Source organism: Marivivens niveibacter, assembly GCF_002150005.2.
Classification (GTDB): Bacteria; Pseudomonadota; Alphaproteobacteria; order Rhodobacterales; family Rhodobacteraceae; genus Marivivens; species Marivivens niveibacter.
Window position 1 is genome coordinate 359,126 of the sequence record NZ_MSPP01000001.1, and the last position, 23,275, is coordinate 382,400.

Here is a 23,275-nt window from a genome sequence, read left to right on the forward strand (position 1 = left end):
CGTCACGACGACGGATGAAAGGTTTTGCCAAGCGACGCAGCAGCGCCGCCCGATCGTAGACCCACCAGAACCGCGATGGTCGCAAGGTAGGGTAGCATGGACAGATACTCGACAGGGATAGTTTCCATGCCTAGCAATCTGAGCAAAGCGTAAAGCGCCGCAATTCCAATGATGGACAGGGGCACGATATTGTCACGAACATCGAAACGGGCCGTTTTGATGGCGCGGTAAATGGCGTAGCCGATGGTCAGGGCCGCGACGACAATGATTATCAGATCCAGCAGCGCCAGCGTTCCATCCGCCTGTAGGTTTAATTGCAGAACGGTCACGCCGCCAAACAGGTAGGCACCCGCAATTAGGCGCCAAGGTTTCCAGCTGGCGAACACAACGATGGCAAGCGCGATCCATCCGGCACCTGCGGTGATGCCGTCGATCCACTGGGGCACGCGGACGAGGCTGATGTAGGCCCCCGCCAAACCCGCACAGGCTCCGCCGAACACAATCGCTCCAACGCGGACCAGTCGCACGTGATATCCCAGCGCATGCGCCGCGCCGTGGTTTTCGCCGACAGCGCGTAGGATCAGCCCCGCGCGGGTGCGCGACAGGAAATACCAAACGCCCGCAACGATGCCGATGCTAAGGTACACAATCGCGTCGTGCTGGAACAGGATTGGGCCGATGAACGGGATGTCCGACAGCAGGGGAATGGGCAGTTTCGGCAGGCTAAGGTCTGTGGTGCCCACAGCCGATTGACCGATCAGCGACGACAGGCCCAGACCAAACATCGTCAGGCCCAGCCCCGTAGCGACCTGATTGGTCAGCAGGTATTGGGTTAACACGGCGAAAATCAGCGATACCGCCGCGCCCGCCAGTGCGGCACCTGTGAACCCCATGAACATGCTGCCGCTGTTGTGGCCCGCGATAAACCCGCAGACCGCGCCGACGATCATCATGCCTTCGACGCCCAAATTCAAAACGCCCGCGCGTTCGACGACCAATTCGCCGATTGCAGCCAGCAGGATCGGGGTAGACGCAACCATCAGCGCCGCAAGGATCAAGATTGGATTGATGTCCATTAGCGTACCTCTGCCCCTGCGAATTTAAAGCGATAGTTGGTCAATACGTCCACTGCCAATAGCGAAAACAGCAGCATGCCCTGAAACGTCAGGATCGCCGCCGAAGGCAGGTTCAGCGTCAGCTCCGCCGTTTCGCCGCCGATGTAGGTCAACGCCATCAGCAAACCCGCCAGTAGGATCCCGATGGGATGCAGCCGCCCAAGGAACGCCACGATGATCGCGGTGAACCCGTAGAACGACGGGAACGATCCCATGATTTGGCCTGCGGGGCCTGACACCTCGAACATACCCGCGACGCCGGCCAAAGCGCCCGACAATAGCAGGCAGCGCATGACCAAACGGTTCGCGTTGACTCCTGCGAACCCTGCGGCCCGCGGGCTTTGCCCTGCTAGGCGGACGTTGAACCCGAATTGGTGACGCGTGAACAGGATGTAGGCGACGATCACGGCAAAGACGGCGGTGATCGCGCCCCAGTGCATGCCTGTGCCTGCAATGACTTCGTTATTCGCGGCGGATGCGTATTGGCGCAGGTTGCGCGATCCAGGCATGCCGAACCCGTCGGGGTTGCGCAGCAAGCCTATTGAGAACGCTTTGATCAGAACCTCGGCCACGTAGACCAGCATCAGCGACACTAGGATTTCGTTGGTTTTGAAATAGACACGCAGGATCGCGGGGATCAGCGCCCATAACAATCCGCCCAGCAGGCCCGCGATGATCATCAGCGGGAAAATCAGCCAGCGGGCTTCGGTTGGGTAGAACGCAAGTGCAACGCCCGCGCCGCAGATCGCGCCGATGATGTATTGGCCTTCGGCGCCGATGTTCCAAATGCCCGCGCGGAAACCGAACGACAGACCAATGGCGATTAGGATCAGGGGGGCGGCTTTTTTGATCACCTCGGGGCGGTCCATATAGGCAAATTCGCCGAACACGGGGTCCCAAAAGATGGTTTTGATCGACAGGATTGGATCGTTGCCCAGAAACGCGAACAATCCCATGCCCAGAACGATGGTGATGACCACGGCTAGCAAAGGCGCGGCATAGGTCCAGAATTTCGACGGCTGCGGGCGTTTTTCTAGCTTAAGCATGTGCCGCCTCCTGTTCTGTTGCGCCGCCCAGCATGAGGCCGATTTTTTCCATGGTCAGACCTTGAGTCGGGACGGGGGCAGATAGGCGGCCTTCGTTCAGGGCGGCAAAGCTGTCTGCGATTTCCAAAATTTCGTCCAAGTCTTGGGAAATGACGACGACGGCGGACCCTTGATCCGCCAAATCTAGCAACGCCTGCCTGATAGACGCCGCTGCTGCCGCATCCACGCCCCAAGTCGGCTGGTTCACGATCAGAACCTTTGGGTTTTGCATGATCTCTCGGCCCACCACGAATTTTTGTAGGTTTCCGCCTGACAGCGCGCGCGCGGCTGTTTCGGTGCTGGGGGTGCGGACGTCAAATTTTTCGATGATCTGGGCGGCGAAATCGCGGGCTTTGTGCCAGTTCAGGAACCCGTTTTTCGACAGGTCCATGCGGGTGTTGCCCGTCATCAAAGCGTTTTCGGTCAGGGACATATCGGGGGCTGCGGCGTGGCCGTTGCGTTCCTCGGGCGCGGCACATAGGCCAGCGGCGCGGCGGGCGTTCGGTGGCAGGGTGCCGATGGGCTGGCCCGACAGGCAGACCATGTCGCCTTTGGTCTTGGTTTCACCCGATAGGGCCGCGACCAATTCGTCCTGTCCGTTACCCGCAACGCCGCCGATGCCATAGACTTGGCCCGCGCTGACGGTCATGGAAATATCGCGCAGCGCAGTGCCAAACCGATGGGGGGCAGGGGCCGACAGGCCGCGCAGTTCCAACACGGTTTCGCCCGTGCTGTCCGATGCCTTTTTGGGGGTCGACAACGCAAAGCCGACCATCATTTCGGCCATCGCGCTGCTGGTGGTTTCGCGCGGGTTGCAAGTGCCGACGACTTTGCCCAATCGCAGGATCGTCGCGTGGTGACACAAGGCGCGGATTTCATCCAGTTTGTGCGAGATATACAGGATGGATGTGCCTTCATCCGCCAGTTTGCGCAATGTGCCGAACAGGGTTTCAACTTCGCCCGGGGTTAGAACGCTGGTCGGTTCGTCCATGATCAGCAGTTTGGGGTTTTGCAGCAGACAGCGGATGATTTCGACGCGCTGACGTTCACCTGCGGAAAGATCGCCCACGATGCTGTCAGGGGACAAAGGCAGGCCGTAGTCATTCGATACGCTGGTGATCTGCGCGCTTAGGTCCCGCGGCGATGGCGGGTTTTCCATGCCAAGCGCGATGTTTTCGGCAACCGACAGGGCGTCAAACAGCGAAAAATGCTGGAATACCATAGCGATGCCCGCGGATCGGGCTTCTCGCGGGTTTTGCGGGGTGAATGGGGCGCCGTTCAGCGACATCGCACCCGCATCAGGTTTCACCAACCCGTAGATCGTTTTCACCAGCGTTGATTTGCCCGCGCCGTTTTCGCCCAGCAGCGCGTGGATTTCGCCCTTACCCACGGCAAAGCTGATGTCGTCATTTGCGACAACGCCGGGATAGGCTTTGGTCAGTCCTGATAGGTTTAATAACGTCACGCTGTCCCCGTCTTTGGTGTCGTTGTTGTCGCATTTTGCGCCAATAATGCAGCCCCGACCCCCAGTGCAATAGCCTGAGGATGTTTGCCCAGATTAGGGTCGCCAATCGGGCAAGCAATGCGCGAAATGGATTGTCGGTCATGGCCCAGCTGCATCAGTCGATTGGTGAACCGCGCCCATTTCGTCGCCGACCCTATCAGCCCCGCGGCGTCAAACCCATGGTGCAAAAGTCCATGGCAAAGCGCAAAGTCGATATCGTGGTCGTGGGTCAGGATAATATGTTCGGCATCGCGCGGGCAATTGGCGACCATACGGGCGGGATCAGCGGCGATGATCTGCATCACGCCGTCTGTGATGTGATCCGGAAAACGATCCGCCGAAATGTCGACCCAGTGGATTTTGAAATCAGGCAACGGAGCAAGGGTATTGATCAGAGCGCGCCCAACATGGCCCGCGCCCCAAACCCACAGATTGCGTACCGCTGGCGGGGCCGTTTCAATCAGCCAGTGATCTATCGAAATGGGTCGTTCTGTTGGCTGTAACCGTGTTGCTTTCTGCGCGATGCGCGGTGGGATCGGAGCGGCGCCTGATACGGACCTGACATACGGCAGGTTAGGTAGGGTTTGCGCGGTGAAAACTTCGGTCATTGTGGTGACGGACCCGCCGCAGCATTGGCCCAGTCGCGGGCCCAGCGGGTAAACATGTTCGGCGATGGTGCCATGGACCAACAGATCGCGGGCGCGGGCGATTGCGTCGAATTCCAGACGTCCGCCGCCAATGGTGCCTTGGGTTTTGTCGGCCCAGACATACATTGCGGTGCCAGCCTCGCGCGGGGTTGAACCTGCGACACGGGTGATGACCACACGGGCGACGGGGCCGCGTTCGGTGGCCTTGGTCAATGTGTCCAGATCAATCGCCATCGCGCACCTTTTGGACGGCTTTCAAAATGCGTTCGGGCGTGGCGGGGGCGTTCAGGTCGGGATAGGCGGCACCGCATGCTGCCACAGCATCCGACAACGCCAGCAGGGCAGAGATACCCAGCATAAAGGGCGGTTCGCCCACGGCCTTGGATCGATAGATCGTCGCCTCGGGGTTTTCGGTGTTCATCAGATCGACGTTGAACACCTGCGGGCGATCCGAACAGGCGGGGATTTTATAGGTGCTGGGCGCGTGGGTTTTCAAAACGCCTGCGTCATTCCATACCAGTTCTTCGGTCGTGAGCCACCCTGCGCCTTGAACATAACCGCCTTCGACTTGGCCTTTGTCGATGGCGGGGTTCAGGGACGCGCCAGCATCATGCAGGACATCCGCCCGAAGGATACGGTTTTCGCCTGTCAGCGTGTCGATCACCACCTCGGTTACGGCGCAGCCATGAGCGAAATAGAAAAACGGGCGGCCTGTGCCGGCGTCGCGGTCCCATGACAGGTCGGGCGTTTTGTAAAAACCCGTGGCCGATAGGCTGACGCGATTGGCATAACAGCGCTGGGCGGCGTCTTCGAAACTGATGTCTTCATCTGCCCATTTCACGCGGCCATTTTCAAACGTGACAGGTGCGCCGCCGTCCAAATGTTCGGCCATACGGGCGCGGATTTTGTTGCAGGCGTCCAGCACAGCCATGCCGTTCAAATCGGAGCCCGACGATGCAGCAGTGGCCGAGGTATTGGGCACCTTGGCCGTATCAGTCGCGGTGATTTTCACGCGGTCGGTGGTGACGCCAAAACGGTGGGCGGCGACTTGGGCGACCTTTTGAAACAGGCCTTGACCCATTTCCGTGCCGCCGTGGTTCAGCATAATCGACCCGTCGGCGTATAGGTGGACCAGTGCGCCTGCTTGGTTCAGGTGGGTCAGCGTGAACGAGATGCCGAATTTCACAGGGCTAAACGCGATCCCGCGTTTCAGGATCGGAGATGTGGCGTTCCAGTCTGCAATCGCCGCGCGTCTGGCCGCATAGTCGGACGTTTCCATCAACTGATCCGTCATCTGGTTCAGGATGAAATCTTTGACCTCCATATTATAAGGGGTCGTGTTGGGCTGCGCGGGGGTGGTGCCCATTTCGGCGTAGTAATTTGCGCGGCGTACCTCGACAGGATCGCGGCCCAGATGGTGAGCGATGTGGTCGATCACGCGTTCGATGCCCACAACGCCCTGAGGCCCGCCGAACCCGCGATAGGCCGTGGCCGATTGCATGTTGGTTTTCAAACGGTGCGAGGTGATTTTCGCATTCGGCAACAGATAGGCGTTATCGGCGTGCATCATCGCGCGATCCGCCACCGCAGCGGTCAGATCCTGTGCCCAGCCACCGCGCGTGTACTGATCGAATATGATCCCTTGAATACGGCCCTGATCGTCAAACCCGACCTCATAATCGATCCGGAAATCATGGCGTTTTCCCGTGATGGTCATGTCGTCATCACGGTCATATCGCATTTTGCACGGGCGGCCCGTTTGTGCGGCTGCCACGGCGCAGGCGACGGCCAGGGCGTTGCCTTGGCTTTCTTTGCCGCCAAAACCGCCACCCATCCGGCGGCATTCGACGCGGACACCGTGCATCGGCAGGCCCAAAGCTTCGGCCACTTTGTGTTGAATTTCGGTGGGGTGCTGGGTCGAACTATGGACCAGCATATCACCGTTTTCTTGGGGCAGAGCGGCGGCGGCTTGGCCTTCGAGGTAGAAATGTTCCTGACCGCCCATTGCAATACGGCCCGATAGTTTATGGCGGGCGGATTTGATGGCGGGTTTGGCTTTGCCTTTTTCCCACGTGCGCGGGCCGCCTTCGAAATAGGATTTCGCGGCGATGGCGTCATCATAGGACAGGATGGGCGTACGTTCCGCGATGTCGAATTTTGCCAGCCGCGCGGCCTTGCGCGCGTTCAGGTGGCTATCGGCGACGACCAAAAACACGGGCTGACCGATGTAATGCACGGTACCCGTGGCGAGCAGCGGTTCGTCATGGATTGATGGGCTGACATCATTTGCGTGGGGCAGATCTTCGGCGGTTAGAACTGCAACGACGCCAGAGGCGGCGCGGACCGCCGTTAGGTCCAGCGATTTGATCACGCCATGTGCAACTGGCGATTGGCCGAAACATAGGTGCAGCGTTGTGGGCGGCATGGGGATGTCATCGACATAACGCGCGGCGCCCGACACATGCATGGACCCGCTGTCATGCGGCAAAGGTTTGGTGACGGTCATACGCGTAGCTCCAACAAATTGGTGGGCACGCCTTGGGTCTGGGCGTAATAGCGGCGCAGCATGTTCGCGGCGGTGTCCAGTCGGTACTGGGCAGAGGCGCGCATGTCGGACAGCGGTGTGAAATCATCGGCGAATTTGGCGCAAGCGGCATCAATCGTGGCCTGATCCCACGGCTGACCAATCAGCGATTTCATGACGGTTTTCGCCAGTTTCGGCGTGCCTGCCATGCCGCCAAATGCAATACGCGCAGCGGTCACGGTGCCATCCGTTACGGTGATGTTAAAACACCCACAAACGGCCGAGATATCCTGATCAAACCGTTTCGACAGTTTATAGCACTGCAAATCGGGCGCGGATTTTGGGATCGTGATGCCTGTCACGAATTCTCCGGGGCGGCGGTCTTGTTTGCCGTAGTCGATAAAGAATTCCTCGATCGGCAATTCGCGGCGCACGTTACCGCGGCGTAGATGCAGCGTCGCACCCAGCGCGATCAGCGCAGGAGGGTTATCCCCGATGGGCGATCCATTCGCCACATTGCCGCCGATTGTGGCGGCGTTGCGCACCTGCACGGATGCATAACGGCGGATCAGTTCGCCGTAGCTGGGCAGGTGTTCGTCGATCACGGGGTGCAGGTCTGACATTGTGACGCCTGCGCCGATATGGATCGCGTCAGCGCCCACAGTTATCTGTTTCAGTTCCGCACATTTGTTCAGGAACACAGGCGTTTTCAGGTCGCGCAGTTGTTTGGTCACCCACAGACCCACATCGGTTGCGCCTGCGATGATGGTCGCATTTGGGTTCTCCATCAGGATCTGCGCCAGTTCATCGACGGTTGTCGGGGCAGGGGCCGCGTTTGTGGCCCATTCGCGGTCGGTGTCCAGCCAGTCGGGTTTGGGCGCGCCTGTCGTTGCCTCTGCCGCGCGGATGATCGGGGCATAGCCGGTGCAGCGGCACAGGTTGCCCGCCAAAACGTTGTCATGATCGGTGCGGCCATTGGCGTGACCAGCGACCATCGATGCGACGATGCCGGGGGTACAGAACCCGCATTGCGATCCGTGGTGTTCGACCATCGCGGTTTGCGCGGGGTGATTGCCGCCGAAACCTTCGACGGTGCGGATGGCCATGCCGTCGATCTGGGGCATGAATAGGATACAGGCGTTCAGCGCACGAACGCCGCTGGTGTCCAGCACCACGACGGTACAGGCGCCGCAGTCGCCTTCGTTGCAGCCTTCTTTGGTGCCCGTCAGGTGTTTTTCTTGTCGTAGCCAATCCATCAAAGTCAGCGTTGGCGGCGCTGACATTGTGACAGTCTCTCCGTTCAGAAGAAACGTAATGTTCATCGGTGAAACCCGCCGCCTTACCAAAAATCCGTCTTGGGCGTGTCCTGTCGTCGATGCGGCGTAGACGGCGGACCCCCAATTTGTCCCGTTGATCAAATCCCGACTGACCGCCCAAAGCAAGACCTGAACCCAAATTTCCCGCACGTTAACGCGCCATTTGCCGAAAAAATATGCATCACGACAAAGTTGGGGATGAATGTTCGGTCCCTGTTCCCCTAGGCGGCGGGATTGGATAGCTTTGGCGCATGACCGACTCTGCACGTTTTATCCATCTGCGCACCCACACCGAATATTCCCTGCTAGAGGGGGCAGTGAAGGTGAAAAAGCTGGCCGGTATGGTCGAACAGCTAAACATGCCTGCTGTGGCTGTGACCGATACGAACAATATGTTCTGTGCGCTGGAATTTTCCGAATACATGTCGGGGGCGGGCATTCAGCCGATTATCGGCTGTCAGGTGGATATGTGTTTTATCGAACCCGAACCCGGTAAACGCCCCGAAGACCCCGCGCCAATCGTTCTGCTGGCGCAGAATGAACGCGGGTACGAAAACCTGATGAAGCTGAACAGCGTCCTCTATGTGGATGCGGGTGGGCGGTTGCCTCAGGTCGAATTGGACGATTTGCGCCGCCATAACGAAGGCCTGATTTGTCTGTCAGGCGGCCCTGACGGCCCCGTTGGTCGTCTTCTGCGCATGGGTCAACGCGGCAAAGCCGAAGAATTGATGCAGGCATTCAAGTCGATCTTTGCCGATCGTTTGTATGTCGAACTTCAGCGTCACCCAGGCGAAGACGGCGCACCAGAGGCGGAACACCTGTCTGAACGCGGGTTCGTTGAAATGGCTTACGGCATGGATATTCCGTTGGTCGCGACCAACGATGTCTATTTCTATAAACCCGATATTTACGAGGCCCACGACGCGCTGATCTGTATCGCCGAAGGTGCCTATGTCGACCAAAACGAACCGCGCCGCCGTCTGACGCCTCAGCACTATTTCAAATCGGCCGAGGAAATGATCACGCTGTTCGCGGATTTGCCCGAGGCGATCGAAAACACCGTCGAAATCGCCAAACGCTGTGCGTTCAAGGCGTATAAACGCGCGCCGATCCTGCCCAAATTTGCCGATGACGAAGTCGCAGAGCTGCGCCGTCAGGCGAATGACGGTCTGCAAAAACGTCTGGCCGTGATCCCCCATGCAGTCACGCCCGAGGAATATCAGGAACGTCTGGATTTCGAATTAGACATCATCGAAGGCATGGGGTTCCCCGGTTACTTTCTGATCGTTGCGGACTTTATCCAGTGGGGCAAAGATAACGGTATCCCCGTTGGGCCGGGCCGTGGTTCGGGTGCGGGTAGTCTGGTGGCTTATGCGCTGACGATTACCGACCTTGATCCCCTGCGTTATTCGCTGCTGTTCGAACGTTTCCTAAACCCTGAACGTGTGTCGATGCCTGACTTCGACATCGACTTTTGCATGGATCGCCGCGAAGAGGTGATTCAATACGTGCAGGAAAAATACGGTCGTGACCGTGTGGCGCAGATCATCACGTTCGGTGCGCTGTTGTCCAAGGCAGCAGTGCGCGACGTTGGCCGCGTGTTGCAATTGCCGTTCGGGCAGGTGGACCGCCTGTCGAAAATGATCCCCGTCGAAGGCGTCAAACCCGTTTCTATCGAACAGGCCCTGATCCAAGAGGACCGCCTACGCGAAGAGGCGCGCAATGACGAAACCGTGGATCGCCTGCTGACCTACGGCCAAAAGATCGAAGGCCTGTTGCGGAACGCATCGACCCACGCGGCGGGTGTGGTTATCGCCGACCGTCCGACCGACGAATTGGTCCCGCTTTATCAGGATCCCCGTTCGGACATGCCTGCAACCCAGTTCAACATGAAATGGGTGGAACAGGCGGGTCTAGTTAAATTCGACTTTCTGGGTTTGAAAACGCTGACGGTTATTCAGTCGGCGATGAACCTGATATTCAAATCGGGTCGCCCATTGCATGTCGCTGCAGACGGCACGCAACTGTATGAACCTGCGCACGGTGCGGAAAACGAAATCAACGCCATCCCGTTGGATGACGAAAAGACGTACAAACTCTATTCCGCTGCGAAAACGGTCGCTGTGTTTCAGGTGGAATCGACGGGCATGATGGACGCGCTAAAGCGCATGAAACCAACATGTATCGAAGACGTCGTTGCGCTGGTGGCGCTGTATCGTCCGGGTCCGATGGAAAACATCCCCGTTTATTGCGATGTGAAACACGGCCGCAAAGAATTGGAATCCGTCCACCCGACGATCGACCACATTCTGGCCGAAACCCAAGGCATCATCGTTTATCAGGAACAGGTGATGCAGATCGCGCAGGTCATGGCGGGCTACAGCCTTGGTGGCGCTGACCTTTTGCGTCGTGCGATGGGTAAAAAGATCAAAGAGGCGATGGACGCCGAACGCCCCAAATTCGAAGAGGGCGCCGCCAAGAATGGCGTGGACAAGAAAAAAGCGTCCGAAGTGTTCGACCTCTTGGAAAAATTCGCGAACTACGGTTTCAACAAATCGCACGCGGCGGCCTATGCGGTGGTGTCGTATCAGACCGCGTGGCTCAAGGCGAACCACCCAGTGGAATTCATGGCGGGCGTCATGAACTGCGATATCCACTTGACCGAAAAACTGACCGTCTATTTCCAAGAGGTCAAAAAGGGTCTGGGCATCGAATATATCCCGCCCTGTGTGAACCGTTCGCTGGCAACATTCGATGTGGTCGATCAGAAACTGGTCTATGCGCTGGGCGCGTTGAAAAACGTGGGCGCGGATGCGATGAATTTGGTGGTCGAAGGGCGCGGTGATAAACCATTTGCGACTTTGTTCGATTTCGCACGCCGCGTGGATTTGAAACGAGTGGGTAAACGTCCGCTGGAAATGCTGGCCCGTGCGGGTGCGTTTGACCAGCTGGATAGCAACCGCAAACGCGTGTTCGAAAGCCTTGAATCCTTGGTCGGGTATTCTGCGGCGATCCACGAACAGAAAAATTCCAATCAGGTGTCGCTGTTTGGCGAAGCGGGCGATGATTTGCCCGAACCGCGTTTGGTCAACACCCCTGATTGGCTGCCCGCGCAGCGCCTGACCGAAGAATACAAAGCGATCGGTTTCTATCTGTCTGGTCACCCGCTGGACGATTACATGACTGCGCTGAAACGCCAGAAAATCCTAACGCTGGACGAAGTCACCGCCAAAGCCGCCAATAGTCCCGGCGTGATGCGTATGGCGGGCCATGTTGCGGGGCGTCAGGAACGTAAATCGGCACGCGGGAACCGTTTCGCCTTTGCTCAATTGTCGGACCCAACGGGCGCTTACGAGGTGACGATTTTTTCGGACACGCTAGAGGCTTGCCGCGATCATCTGGAAACGGGCAACCGCGTTGTTTTGAATGTCGAGGCAACGATGGAATCCGATCAGCTTAAATTGTTGGCGCGGTCCATTTCGCCGATTGATACTGTCGTCGCTGATGTGAACGAGGCCGCGCTGCAGGTCTATATCAACGAACCGCAAGCGATCACCTATATCTCGGCCGTGCTAGAGGACGCCCGCAAACAAAAACTGCGCGGCGCACGGGGGCCTGTCACACTGACGATTTTGAACGACGGTGACGAGTTGAGCGAAATTGACGTGGAACTGAACGAAGATTTCCCGATCAACCCCGAAATCAAAGGGGCGCTGCGGTCTTTGGATGGCGTGATGGACGTGGTCGAAGCATAGGCGCATCGCCGCCAAGTCACTGTCTTTGCACTGGACGGATATTGGGCGCGCCGTTATTGCGTGTGTATGAAAATGCTTCGTTTATCAGCACGTTTTGGCGTCCTCCTAGGCGCGTTCGCTTTGTCGGGTTGTCTGTCATTGAAACCCGTACCGACCGTTGATGACGTTGATCTACCTGATGTCCAATCCGAGGCGGCGCTGATCGAAACCGACGCGCCTGATACGGGTGCCATTCGTCGTGGGTTGTCGTCGATGTTCCGCGGCAATCGCGCACAAACGGTGGATCGCAATGTCGAACTCGTCGATCAAGGCGTGTTTCTGGAATACGGTGATGTCGCTGCGGTGTGCGGTCTATCGAACCGCGACCTTGGGCAGAAAGTCGAAACAAAGTCTGGATACACCCTATACGATGCTGGGGGTGATCCTGCATCGCCGCGTACCCATTATCTAACGGGATTTGCGGATGGCTGTGCACGTCAGTTCACGGCGGCTATGGTGATTTTTGCCGACGTCGGCACCCATGAATTTGTCCGTTATCAAAGCGCGACTGCAAATGACGACTATACCGAAACGGACAAAGCCTATGAGGTCATCAAGGCACGATTTTGCCGTGCAGGACATGGGGATCCGTGCGGGGCGAAATTAGACGCTTTGGCAGGTCGCACCACGTTTTTGACGCTCTACGAACGGTTCGGCACAAACCCGCATTGGATCAACATTTTGCTGTCTGATGGTGTTGTGTCTGCCGTGGATGCGCACGATCACTGATATTGCTTTTCTGTCGCAGATGAATGGCTGGCTTTGAACACGCTGCAATGTTACATTTCATTATCTTGATGTAATTTTGGGGCTTGAAATGTTTTCGACAAATGTAGGCAGTATCGACCGTATTCTTCGCATTGTTGTTGGGTTGGCGCTGTTGGCTGGCTTTTTCATGAACGCGGACGCGCAATATCGCTGGCTGTACCTGATCGGTATCGTGCCACTGGCGACGGGTCTGATGAAAACCTGTCCGTTGTATTCGATTTTCGGTATCAATACCTGCCCGCGCGGTTAATCCGCAGGGCTCGTTCGTTTTACCAATGCGGGGGACGTTGATCCGCCAGCGGAATACCGTCACCCACATCCAATTCGCGTTCTGCTTCGCGTTGCATCAACATGGCGACGCGGCGGGTTAGAACGTCGATCTCTTTGCCTTGGGATGCGACGACATCCGACAGTTCCTCGACCGTGCGGGTGAGGTGGGCAATTTTTTCTTCTAGGGCGGTTAGATCAGTCATGAATTCGCGATAGCATGTCCCGTTTCGTCATACCAGCGCGACATAATCAACCTATCCGTTGCCCTTGGGGCCTGTCCGCTATAAACGCGGGGGCGAATTCAAATCCCGAGGAACCAGATGGCCAAGGTTAAAAAACAACCCCGCCCAAAGGCAGTCACGCCCAAAGGCTTTCGTGATTATTTCGGTGCAGAGGTAACAGAGCGTTCGCATATGTTGTCTCAGATCGCCGAAGTGTATCATCGATACGGGTTTGAGGCGCTGGAAACATCGGCTGTGGAAACGGTCGAAGCTTTGGGTAAATTCCTGCCTGATGTGGATCGCCCGAACGAAGGCGTGTTCGCATGGCAAGAGGATGAAAAGGACTGGGTCGCCCTGCGTTACGACCTGACCGCGCCGCTGGCGCGTGTCGCGGCGCAGTACCGAAACGACCTGCCGTCGCCTTATCGCCGGTATGCGATGGGCCCCGTTTGGCGCAACGAAAAACCTGGTCCAGGCCGTTTCCGTCAATTTTATCAATGCGATGCGGATACCGTAGGATCGCCCACCGTTGCTGCGGATGCGGAAATCTGCGCGATGCTGTCGGACACTTTGGAAACCGTCGGCATCCCGCGCGGCGACTACATTGTGCGCGTCAACAACCGCAAGGTTCTGAACGGCGTGATGGAGGTCGCGGGCGTGCTGGACCCGAACGATCCAGACGCAATGGAAACCGAACGCGGCATCGTTCTGCGCGCCATTGATAAGTTCGACAAATTTGGCGAAGAGGGCGTTCGCCTGCTGATTGGCGCGGGCCGCATGGACGAAAGCGGCGACTTTACCAAAGGCGCGGGTCTGTCGGACGAACAGGCCGATATCGTTATGGGCTTCATGAATGCCCGCCGCGAATCTGGTGCGGCCACGGCTGCGCGTTTGCGCGAATTGGTCGGCGCTAGCAAAACTGGTCAGGACGGCGTGAACGAATTGGAAACCATCGCCGAACTGCTGGACGCCCAAGGATACGGCGGCGACCGTATTCTGATTGACCCTTCGGTCGTGCGCGGTTTGGGCTATTACACTGGCCCCGTGTTTGAGGCAGAGCTGACCTTTGAAATTCTAGACGAAAAAGGCCGCCCGCGTCAGTTTGGTTCGGTTTCTGGCGGTGGTCGTTACGACGATCTGGTGAAACGTTTCACCGGCCAAGAGGTCCCAGCAACGGGCGTATCCATCGGCGTTGACCGTCTGCTGGCCGCCCTACGTGCCAAGGGCCGCATGTCATCCGTGGAAACCGGCCCTGTTGTTGTCACCGTGATGGACCGCGACCGTATGGCCGATTATCAGGCAATGGTGGCGGAACTGCGCAACGCTGGCATCCGTTCCGAGGTGTATCTGGGTAACCCCAAAAACTTTGGCAACCAGCTGAAATACGCAGACAAACGCAACAGCCCGATCGCGATCATCGAAGGTGGCAGCGAAAAGGAAAATGGTGTTATCCAGATCAAGGACCTGATCCTTGGCGCTCAGATTGCGCAAAACGCGACGCTGGACGAATGGAAAGAACGCCCCAGCCAGTACGAAGTGCCGCGCGGCGATCTGGTCGCGAAAGTGCGTGAAATTCTGGAAAGCCAGAAACAATGACAGGCCTAGTTCAAACCAACGCTGAAGCCCTGCGCATACGTGCGCTGTTCGAGGCGAAGGGCGCGCAACTGGTAGAAACGGATATCCTTCAACCTGCGGAAACTCTGCTGGATCTGTATGGCGAAGACATCCGCGGCCGCGCCTATGTGACCCACGACGGGCTACGCGGTGAAATGATGCTGCGCCCTGATTTCACGGTGCCTGTTGTGCAATGGCATATGGAAACCAATGCCGAACCTGCCCGATACACCTATTCGGGCAAGGTGTTCCGCATGCAAGAAGACGACGACCGTCGCCCCAACGAATACCTGCAAGTCGGGTACGAAGTGTTCGACGGCAAATCGCCGTCCACCGCTGATGCCGAGGTATTCACGACGATCGCCGATGCTCTGTCCGGTTTGCCCGTACGTGCGGCGACGGGCGATTTGGGCATTCTGATGGCGGCTGTGCGCGGGTTGGATACAACCGACGCCCGCAAAGCGGCTTTGCTGCGCCACGTCTGGCGCCCGCGCCGTTTCCGCAATCTGCTGGACCGTTTTGGCGGCAAAACTCCTGCGCCTGCATCGCGCACCGCTCTGTTGGCCCAATCCGATCCGCTGGCTGGGGTCGAACCACATGGTCTGCGTTCAGTGGCCGAGGTTGAGGCCCGCATCACAGCTTTGCGCGCGGATGCCTCAGCTGCGCCGATTGCGTCGGAACAAATCCGTTTGCTGGACGAACTTCTATCGCTGCGCGAAACTTGCCCGAATGTGTTGTCGAACCTGCGTGATATCGCGGTCGATATGCCGTCGATTTCCGATGCCGTTTCCCGATTTGCGGAGCGTTTGGACGCTTTGTCTGCGGCGGGTGTTGATGTGGACACGCTGGAATACGAAGGCAACTTTGGCCGTACCACGCTGGAATATTACGACGGATTTGTATTTGGGTTCTATTCAACCCAGCGCCCCGATTTGCCCCCTGTGGCGACCGGCGGGCGCTATGACGCGCTGACTTCGGTTCTGGGCGGCGGCCGCGCTGTGCCAGCCGTGGGCGGCGTGATCCGCCCCGAAATCACCATCGCGCTAAAGGATCAGGCATGACCGTAAAATTGGGTATCCCGTCCAAAGGGCGGTTGATGGACAAAACTTTTGACTGGTTCGAAGAACGCGGTCTGACCCTGAAAAAGACAGGCAGCGAACGCGAATATTCGGGCGCTGTCGAAGGCATCGATGGCGTCGAATTGGTGCTGTTGTCGGCAGGCGAAATTCCGCGCGAATTGGCCGCTGGCCGCATTCATCTGGGCGTCACCGGGTCCGATTTGGTCCGTGAAAAGGTCCCTAGCTGGGAAACCCGCGTCATGGAATTGGCGCAGATGGGGTTCGGCGGTGCGGACCTGATCATCGCGGTGCCTAGCGCTTGGGTCGACGTGGATACGCTGGACGATCTGGACGCGGTGGCAGCGCAGTTCCGTAAAAACCACGGGTTCCGTTTGCGCATCGCCACGAAATACCACCGTCTGGTGCGCGATTACCTGCGCGAACACGGCGTTGCGGATTACCAACTGGTCGATAGCCAAGGCGCGACCGAAGGCACCGTGCGCAACGAAACCGCCGAGGCCGTGGCAGATATCACATCCACTGGTGAAACTCTGCGAGCGAACAACCTGAAAATCTTGTCGGACGCACTGGTGCATTCGTCGCAGGCGACGTTGTTCAAGTCGCGCGCGGCGGATTGGTCGGGTGACAATCGAAATACGCTGATGGCGCTCGAGAATATGCTGGGTCTGTAACGGGCCTAGCGGACACCGATTTCGGCCAGCGCAGCAGATAGGGACGGGGGCAGTTCGTCTTCGTCCTCTTTCGCCACACCCAGATCGGCGGGGGCGTCTTCGGGTTTTAGATAGCGCCACCCTTGAAACGCACGTTTCTGCGTCGGTTCCACGCGGATCAATTCAGGGTCCAGCACAATCGCGCAGCGGCGGATGCCGTCATCGCCTATGACTTCGTCCAGTCGCATAATTTTTTGGCGGGCGGTGATGACGCCTTTGATCACCCAATAGATCGACCCGCCATTCAGAATCTCGGCCTCTTTTTTTGGCCACATGCGGGTGACGTGCCGTGGCAAACCGTCTGGCATCCGCGCCGAAAAAGATTTTTGCCAACGAGCTAAGTCACTTAGCCCTTCGGTGCCGACCGACAGCTTGATCAGGTGGGTGATTTTGGTCATAGTGGGCCTCTCTTCAGCGTCCTTATGTAGTGTGCTTTTTCGGACGGGCAAGTGAATTTTCTACTACATTTAGCTTGCTGAATTGCGTCTGGCACAATATCCAGATGCGCATCCAACTATAGTCTATACAGCCAGAGGATTCGATCCATGACGCGTTTCGCCGTGCCTATCGCAGAACAGATTTGGGACATGAAGTACCGATTCAAGGATGCGGACGGCAAACCAATTGACGGAACCGTCGAGGATTCGTGGCGCCGTATTGCCCGCGCGCTGGCTGCTGTCGAAAAAGACCCCAAAAAGTGGGAAGATAAATTCTACTCCGCTTTGGAAGATTTCAAATATCTGCCAGCGGGCCGCATCACCGCAGGGGCAGGGACCGCGCGTTCCGTGACCCTGTTCAACTGTTTCGTCATGGGCACCGTGCCGGATTCGATGGGCGGCATTTTCGACATGCTGAAAGAGGCAGCCCTGACCATGCAGCAAGGCGGCGGCATCGGCTATGATTTTTCGACCATCCGCCCCAAAGGCGCATTGGTCAAAGGTGTGGCGGCTGACGCATCGGGCCCGCTGTCGTTCATGGATGTGTGGGACGCGATGTGCCGCACCATCATGTCGGCTGGTTCGCGCCGTGGTGCGATGATGGCCACCATGCGTTGCGATCACCCAGATATCGAACAGTTTATCACCGCGAAATCTGACCCAGCGCGCCTGCGCATGTTCAACATGTCCGTTCTGGTCACCGATCCATTCATGGAAGCGGTCAAAGCGGACGGCCCATGGGAACTGGTGTTCGACGACAAAGTTTACAAAACCGTTCAGGCCCGTGATCTGTGGAACCAGATCATGCAGTCGACCTATGATTTCGCCGAACCAGGCGTGATTTTCATCGACCGTATCAACGGCATGAACAACCTGAACTACTGCGAAACCATCGCGGCGACCAACCCCTGTGGCGAACAGCCTCTGCCGCCTTATGGCGCATGTCTGCTGGGGTCGATCAACCTTGCGCGTCTGGTCGAAAATGCGTTCGACAAAGGCGCACGCATGGACGTCGAAGCGCTGGATGATCTGGTCGCGACCGCTGTGCGCATGATGGACAACGTTGTTGATGCGTCCCGTTTCCCGCTAGAGGCACAGGCCCAAGAAGCCGCTGCAAAGCGCCGCATCGGTCTGGGCGTTACCGGTTTGGCGGATGCCTTGCTTATGGTTGGCTTGAAATACGGCACGCCAGAGGCAGCAGCACAGACCGAAGCGTGGATGAAACAAATCGCCCGCGCGTCCTATTTGGCGTCGGTGGAACTGGCCAGAGAAAAAGGCGCGTTCCCACTGTTCGACAAAGACAAATATCTGGCTGCTGGCAACATGATGCAGATGGACGACGATGTCCGCGCAGCGATTGCGGAACACGGTATCCGTAACGCTCTGCTGACGTCGATCGCGCCAACGGGCACCATTTCGCTGTATGCGGGCAACGTGTCGTCGGGCATCGAACCTGTGTTCGCCTACGCCTACACACGCAAGGTTCTGCAAAAAGACGGATCGCGCACCGAAGAGGAAGTCGTCGATTACGCCGTCAAAATGTACCGCGATAAATTCGGCGCGGATGCTGAACTGCCTGACTATTTCGTCAACGCCCAAACGCTAGAGCCTTTGGCCCACGTTCGCATGCAGGCAGCGGCGCAGAAATGGATCGACAGCTCGATTTCGAAAACCATCAACTGCCCAGAAGACATCGACTTTGAAACCTTCAAAGATGTCTACATGGAAGCCTATGAAACCGGCTGTAAGGGCTGCACCACCTACCGTCCAAACGACGTGACCGGTTCGGTTCTGTCGGTATCGGAATCGTCGGAAAAAACGCCGTCCGAGGCACCCCAGACCGCAACCGACGCCGAAGTCATCTATATGTCTGAACCGCTGGACCGCCCAGCGGCGCTAGAGGGCAACACCTACAAGGTCAAATGGCCAGACAGCGAACACGCCCTGTACATCACCGTCAACGACGTGGTGATCGCAGGCCACCGCCGTCCGTTTGAGGTGTTCATCAACTCCAAAAACATGGAGCATTTCGCCTGGACCGTTGCGCTGACCCGCATGATTTCGGCCGTGTTCCGCCGCGGTGGTGACGTGTCGTTCGTGGTCGAAGAACTGAAAGCGGTATTCGACCCACGCGGCGGCGCATGGATGAAAGGCAAATACGTCCCATCCATTTTGGCAGCTATCGGCGGCGTTCTGGAACAGCACATGGTCGCCATCGGCTTCATCGAAGGCGAAGGCATGGGCCTGAAAGTAGACCCACAAGCCGAAGCCGTCGCAGTCGGCGAACGCCCCAAAGGCAAACCATGCCCATCGTGCGGTGAATACGGAATGAAGATGGAATCGGGATGCAATTCCTGCCCATCCTGTGGTTACAGCAAATGTGGCTGACCTGAATTGGAATTAGAGCAGCCAGATGTCGTCCGACATCGGAATCAGGGTTTTGCGACAAAAGCTGTGTTTTTGAACCGGCCGCGGGCAGAGCCTGAAATCTGAACTGGAAGAACGAAAAAGGGCGGTGCCAAATGGCGCCGCCCTTTACTTATTCGTGATTTTGACGATTAGTCGGCCAGTGCTGCCTCAACTTCGGTTTTCAGGTATACTGGGCCGAAGTCGATACCATCGATGTTGAACGTGCTGACACCAGCATTGCGTAACTGGCGGGCTAGGGACTGCCATGTTTGACCTTTGGTCCGCGCCAGAATCCGCAATGTAATGAATTGCTCGTGAAAGGTGGAAGCGTCTTTGGTGGCGATATAGCGTTGAAGAATCTTTGTGCGTGGATTCCGCATCTCTGACGTAGAAACGTAGCCATGCTGAACCAGTCGATTAAGGTAGACTGGGTTAGCTATGCCCACGGTCTTGGCGAACATCTCAAGGGACATGGCCGATGGCTGTTCTTTCGCGAGGACTTGAGCCACTTCGTCATGGTAGACATGGATAGAGGCATAGCCTTCAAATTGGACGTTTCGCGCAACGAGCTGAATGCGACCGTCCCAAATAGCTTTTATGATTTCGCCGGGTCGCAACTGCAGACGCTGCGTAGCCTTGCCGATCGTTTCCCAACCATGTTGGGCTTGTTGAATGATCTCTCCTCCGACTAGGAGGCGGTACACCAAATCGCGCCCCTTGCGAGGATCCCAGATGTACTTTGTTGTGGCATCTTGCAGCGATGGCTGCACAATGCCGTCCTCAACAAGCAAGTTGAATTGCGAGCGTCCGATGTGGTGCATCTCATAAAATTGCTTTGCGGACACAAAGGTTAGCAAAGAGTCCATCATCGTCTTGGCGTTTTTGGCATCGAACACGGCCCAATTGTCAGGCAGGCCTGCATCGATCATGTTCGCGGCTTCCAACATCTTGCGTAGACGTCTGATATCGATTCCGGTTTCGTTGGCCGCAGTCCTGACAGAATGAAGTTTGCGTTCGGTGACTGGCGTACCGAGTAAATCATCTCCTGGCCCCAAGGGCCAACTCTCCATCAAGTGCCGTGCCAATACCTCGCGGTAGACCGCAAAGTCTGTGTCCTCAACATGCTCCCGTGACAGACGGTCGTACAGGACGGGGAAGACCGCCTTTGGGCCGAGGCGGGGTTCGGCGAGTTGGTTAAGCCTACGCAGCTCTTTGAGAATTGCCTCTTCGCCATGCCGCGCGGTTTCAAAGCCAAGGTGGTAGCAGGCCCATTCAGATCCCGGCCGCAGATCTGATAGGCGAAGGTCGTGCAATTTTAGAAGCGCTATGCCCAAAAGTCGGCAGAAAACGGCCGCGGCATGCAACGGGTGATCATCCAGCCACGTGGTTTCATGAGGTTGGCCAGAAAGTCTTTGATCGAACCAGATTTCAAAGGGTGTCGGATCCCGTCGCTCGAAAGGAGCATCATCGGCGATAATGCGATCCGCGATATTGGCAAACTGCGCCGCTGTGTCGTACCGCAGGCTGGGCGCGGCCTCTTTCCACAAAGTCTCAAGGGGACGCTTGTGGCGGATGCAAAGCGTGACGTGATGGACAAGCCAATGCGATCGAAACGTCATGGCGCGGTGCGCAGATAGAGCAGATTGCTGAACGTCGTCTTGCAGGCAACTTGGACAGCCGCGAACCTCGGAGGTCAGCGTCGGCCTTACAGGAAAGAGGTGACCGTTTATCTCGCGCTTGGTTTTGCCTTCAGGCAAAGGCGTCCAGCGGCCAAGAGCCGAACTTTCGATGCCAGTGATGGCTGCAATTTCATCCAGCGTCTTGGCATCTCCCCGCAGGACCCGGGCAAGTGGGACCCCTATGTCTTGCCCGAAATCCACGGCGGACACGCCCCCAGTCGCTGCAAGACGTGACACGATGGCGAAGGTCGGCTCGCGATCGCGAGCTTTCGTTTGCAGGGGAGAGTTGGCATGGTTTTGCTTCATGCTACTCAGGTATGAGCCGAAAATTGGTCTGTCAAATGCCCAATAGGGAGAAAAGCGCGCCGCTCATGAATTCGGCTGATTTGGGCGGGAAGCGGACATTCGCTGCATTTCAGTTTAATGGCCGCTTCCAATAGAGGCAGGTCGTGTAAGCTTTCATCTGTAGATAGGCAGTTTGCTGGACGCCTTCATTTCCTTGAGCGATAGGTTCGAACGAATACTGGTCACGCCAGGCAAGCGGCGCAGGGTGCTGTCAACGAAGGCGCTGTAGTCGTCGAGATCGCGGGCGACGACGATCAGCAGGAAATCGTCTGCGCCGGTGGTGTTGTGGCAAGCGAGAATGTTCGGTGTCACCTCGATGATGCGTTGGAATTCGGCGGTGGCTGCCTGATCGTGCTCCGAGCAGCTTAGCTGTACAAAGGCCATGACCCCGAGGCCCAGCTTGCGGCGATTGAGTTGGGCTTGGTAGCCTTCGATGATACCCGTCTCTTCCAGTTTCTTAAGTCGTCGCCAAGACGGTGTTTCGCTCATGTTCAGGTGTTCGGCGAGCTTGGAATTGCTCATGCGCCCGTCGCTTTGCAACAGTTCGAGAATTTGTGCGTTGACTGCGTCGATGGCCGGCATGGGAAGACCTTCCTCAAAAATTCCAGGATAAGAGAGATTACTGCCCAAAAAGTTCACAAATGGGGGCAGAATGGCAAGGCTATTTCTTGTCCACGTGATAGATTTCCCTCAACTCTCCAATTCAACCGAAAGACTCCGCCATGAAAGCTGTCCTGTTCGAGAAGTTCCAAGAAGCCCCGAAAGTCGTCACCGTCGCTGACCCGACGCCTGAACCACATGGTGTCGTGCTGAAGGTCGAGGCCACGGGTGTGTGCCGCAGTGATTGGCACGGCTGGATGGGGCACGATAGTGACATCGACCTACCACACATCCCCGGTCATGAACTGGCGGGGGTGGTCGAGGCGGTCGGCAAGGACGTGAAAAACTGGAAGGTTGGCGATCGGGTCACAGTGCCGTTCATCTGTGGCTGCGGGTCGTGCAGTGAATGTCATGCAGGCCATCAGCAAGTATGCCTACATCAGGAGCAGCCCGGCTTCACCCATTGGGGCAGCTTTGCGGAATATGTGCCGATCCATCAGGCTGACCTGAACGTGGTCGCTTTGCCCGAGACGATGGATTTTGCCACAGCCGCCAGTCTGGGGTGTCGGTTCGCGACGTCATTCCGTGCGGTGATCGACCAAGGCAAGGTAAGCGCGGGCCAGTGGGTTGCCGTGCATGGTTGCGGCGGTGTCGGCCTCTCGGCGGTGATGATCGCCAGTGCGGCTGGGGCGAATGTCATCGGGGTAGACCTTGATCCGGGTAAACTGGCGCTGGCCAAAGACCTTGGTGCGGTCGCAGTTGTTGATGGCAAAGGTGACGTGGTGGAGGCGATCCAAGAGATTACGAAGGGTGGCGCGCACGTCTCGCTCGACGCGCTTGGCCATCCTGCGACAATGACCAACTCCATCCTCTGCCTGCGGCCACGGGGCAAACATATTCAGGTCGGCCTTATGCTAGGCGATCACGCGGCCCCTGCGGTTCCGATGCCCAAGATCGTGGGCCAAGAGATCGAGCTGCTCGGCTCCCATGGGATGCAGGCGCATCGCTATGGGGCGATGCTGGATATGGTCGAAAACGGCAAGCTCGATCCCGCGCGGCTGGTCGGCGACAAGATTAGTCTGGAACAAGCACCCGACGCCCTGATGAACATGGACAAGTTCCAGTCCGTCGGCGCGACGGTCATCACGAGGTTCTAAG

At 57.5% G+C, this 23,275-nt stretch carries 18 protein-coding genes; 8 read left to right on the forward strand and 10 right to left on the reverse strand.

Annotation, left to right across the window (positions count from 1 at the left end):
* Window positions 1–2: 2 nt before the first annotated feature.
* Genes BVC71_RS01860 through xdhA form a run of 6 tightly spaced genes read right to left on the reverse strand, consistent with a single transcriptional unit; the run spans window position 3 to window position 8,197 of the window.
* Window positions 3–1,076 (reverse strand): ABC transporter permease, encoded by a 1,074-nt coding sequence (locus BVC71_RS01860; RefSeq protein WP_086449932.1) that lies wholly within the window; start codon window positions 1,074–1,076, stop codon window positions 3–5.
* A complete protein-coding gene (locus tag BVC71_RS01865) occupies window positions 1,076–2,161 on the reverse strand; it encodes an ABC transporter permease (protein WP_086449933.1) in 1,086 nt (361 codons plus the stop codon). Before BVC71_RS01865 ends, BVC71_RS01860 begins: the two co-directional genes overlap by 1 nt.
* Window positions 2,154–3,665 carry an ABC transporter ATP-binding protein gene (locus BVC71_RS01870; protein WP_086449934.1) on the reverse strand — a complete coding sequence of 504 codons (1,512 nt, stop codon included), beginning with the start codon at window positions 3,663–3,665 and terminating at the stop codon, window positions 2,154–2,156. The genes BVC71_RS01865 and BVC71_RS01870 overlap by 8 nt, the downstream gene beginning before the upstream one ends.
* The gene (gene xdhC / locus BVC71_RS01875; RefSeq protein WP_086449935.1) at window positions 3,662–4,585 is read right to left on the reverse strand and encodes a xanthine dehydrogenase accessory protein XdhC; all 924 of its coding nucleotides are present in this window, start codon (window positions 4,583–4,585) and stop codon (window positions 3,662–3,664) included. The genes BVC71_RS01870 and xdhC overlap by 4 nt, the downstream gene beginning before the upstream one ends.
* On the reverse strand, window positions 4,575–6,857 hold the full coding sequence (gene xdhB, locus BVC71_RS01880) for a xanthine dehydrogenase molybdopterin binding subunit (RefSeq protein WP_086449936.1): 2,283 nt from the start codon (window positions 6,855–6,857) through the stop codon (window positions 4,575–4,577). The genes xdhC and xdhB overlap by 11 nt, the downstream gene beginning before the upstream one ends.
* Window positions 6,854–8,197, reverse strand: a complete 1,344-nt coding sequence (gene xdhA, locus BVC71_RS01885; RefSeq protein ID WP_086449937.1) for a xanthine dehydrogenase small subunit — start codon at window positions 8,195–8,197, stop codon at window positions 6,854–6,856. Before xdhA ends, xdhB begins: the two co-directional genes overlap by 4 nt.
* Window positions 8,198–8,442: 245 nt before the next feature.
* On the opposite strand from xdhA, the gene dnaE reads away from it, so the two are divergent.
* From dnaE to BVC71_RS01900, 3 genes are all read left to right on the forward strand, one after another.
* A complete protein-coding gene (gene dnaE, locus BVC71_RS01890) occupies window positions 8,443–11,946 on the forward strand; it encodes a DNA polymerase III subunit alpha (protein WP_086449938.1) in 3,504 nt (1,167 codons plus the stop codon).
* A gap of 66 nt (window positions 11,947–12,012) precedes the next feature.
* Window positions 12,013–12,714 (forward strand): hypothetical protein, encoded by a 702-nt coding sequence (locus tag BVC71_RS01895; protein WP_086449939.1) that lies wholly within the window; start codon window positions 12,013–12,015, stop codon window positions 12,712–12,714.
* Between the two features lie 88 nt (window positions 12,715–12,802).
* Window positions 12,803–13,003, forward strand: a complete 201-nt coding sequence (locus tag BVC71_RS01900) for a YgaP family membrane protein (protein ID WP_086449940.1) — start codon at window positions 12,803–12,805, stop codon at window positions 13,001–13,003.
* Window positions 13,004–13,022: 19 nt separating this feature from the next.
* On the opposite strand, the gene BVC71_RS01905 is transcribed toward BVC71_RS01900, so the two are convergent.
* Window positions 13,023–13,226: a SlyX family protein gene (locus BVC71_RS01905; protein ID WP_086449941.1), complete on the reverse strand. Its 204-nt coding sequence runs from the start codon at window positions 13,224–13,226 to the stop codon at window positions 13,023–13,025.
* A 117-nt stretch (window positions 13,227–13,343) separates the two neighbouring features.
* Here BVC71_RS01905 and hisS point away from each other — a divergent pair, with 117 nt between their 5' ends.
* The 3 genes from hisS to hisG are packed head-to-tail and all read left to right on the forward strand — an operon-like array spanning window position 13,344 to window position 16,608.
* A complete protein-coding gene (gene hisS / locus BVC71_RS01910) occupies window positions 13,344–14,840 on the forward strand; it encodes a histidine--tRNA ligase (RefSeq protein ID WP_086449942.1) in 1,497 nt (498 codons plus the stop codon).
* Complete coding sequence (locus BVC71_RS01915; RefSeq protein ID WP_086449943.1) at window positions 14,837–15,919, forward strand: ATP phosphoribosyltransferase regulatory subunit; 1,083 nt, start codon at window positions 14,837–14,839, stop codon at window positions 15,917–15,919. Before hisS ends, BVC71_RS01915 begins: the two co-directional genes overlap by 4 nt.
* Window positions 15,916–16,608, forward strand: coding sequence for an ATP phosphoribosyltransferase (gene hisG, locus BVC71_RS01920; RefSeq protein ID WP_086449944.1), 693 nt, complete (start codon window positions 15,916–15,918; stop codon window positions 16,606–16,608). Before BVC71_RS01915 ends, hisG begins: the two co-directional genes overlap by 4 nt.
* A gap of 5 nt (window positions 16,609–16,613) precedes the next feature.
* Here the strand turns inward: hisG and BVC71_RS01925 are convergent, their stop codons facing one another.
* Window positions 16,614–17,045, reverse strand: a complete 432-nt coding sequence (locus tag BVC71_RS01925) for a DUF1489 family protein (RefSeq protein ID WP_086449945.1) — start codon at window positions 17,043–17,045, stop codon at window positions 16,614–16,616.
* 147 nt (window positions 17,046–17,192) lie between these two features.
* Here BVC71_RS01925 and BVC71_RS01930 point away from each other — a divergent pair, with 147 nt between their 5' ends.
* Complete coding sequence (locus BVC71_RS01930; RefSeq protein ID WP_086449946.1) at window positions 17,193–19,472, forward strand: adenosylcobalamin-dependent ribonucleoside-diphosphate reductase; 2,280 nt, start codon at window positions 17,193–17,195, stop codon at window positions 19,470–19,472.
* A gap of 170 nt (window positions 19,473–19,642) precedes the next feature.
* Here BVC71_RS01930 and BVC71_RS01935 read toward each other — a convergent pair whose 3' ends face one another.
* On the reverse strand, window positions 19,643–21,478 hold the full coding sequence (locus BVC71_RS01935) for a TniQ family protein (RefSeq protein ID WP_086449947.1): 1,836 nt from the start codon (window positions 21,476–21,478) through the stop codon (window positions 19,643–19,645).
* A 153-nt stretch (window positions 21,479–21,631) separates the two neighbouring features.
* Window positions 21,632–22,099, reverse strand: coding sequence for an Lrp/AsnC family transcriptional regulator (locus BVC71_RS01940; RefSeq protein ID WP_086449948.1), 468 nt, complete (start codon window positions 22,097–22,099; stop codon window positions 21,632–21,634).
* A gap of 140 nt (window positions 22,100–22,239) precedes the next feature.
* On the opposite strand from BVC71_RS01940, the gene BVC71_RS01945 reads away from it, so the two are divergent.
* Complete coding sequence (locus BVC71_RS01945) at window positions 22,240–23,274, forward strand: zinc-dependent alcohol dehydrogenase family protein (protein ID WP_086449949.1); 1,035 nt, start codon at window positions 22,240–22,242, stop codon at window positions 23,272–23,274.
* Window position 23,275 lies beyond the last annotated feature (1 nt).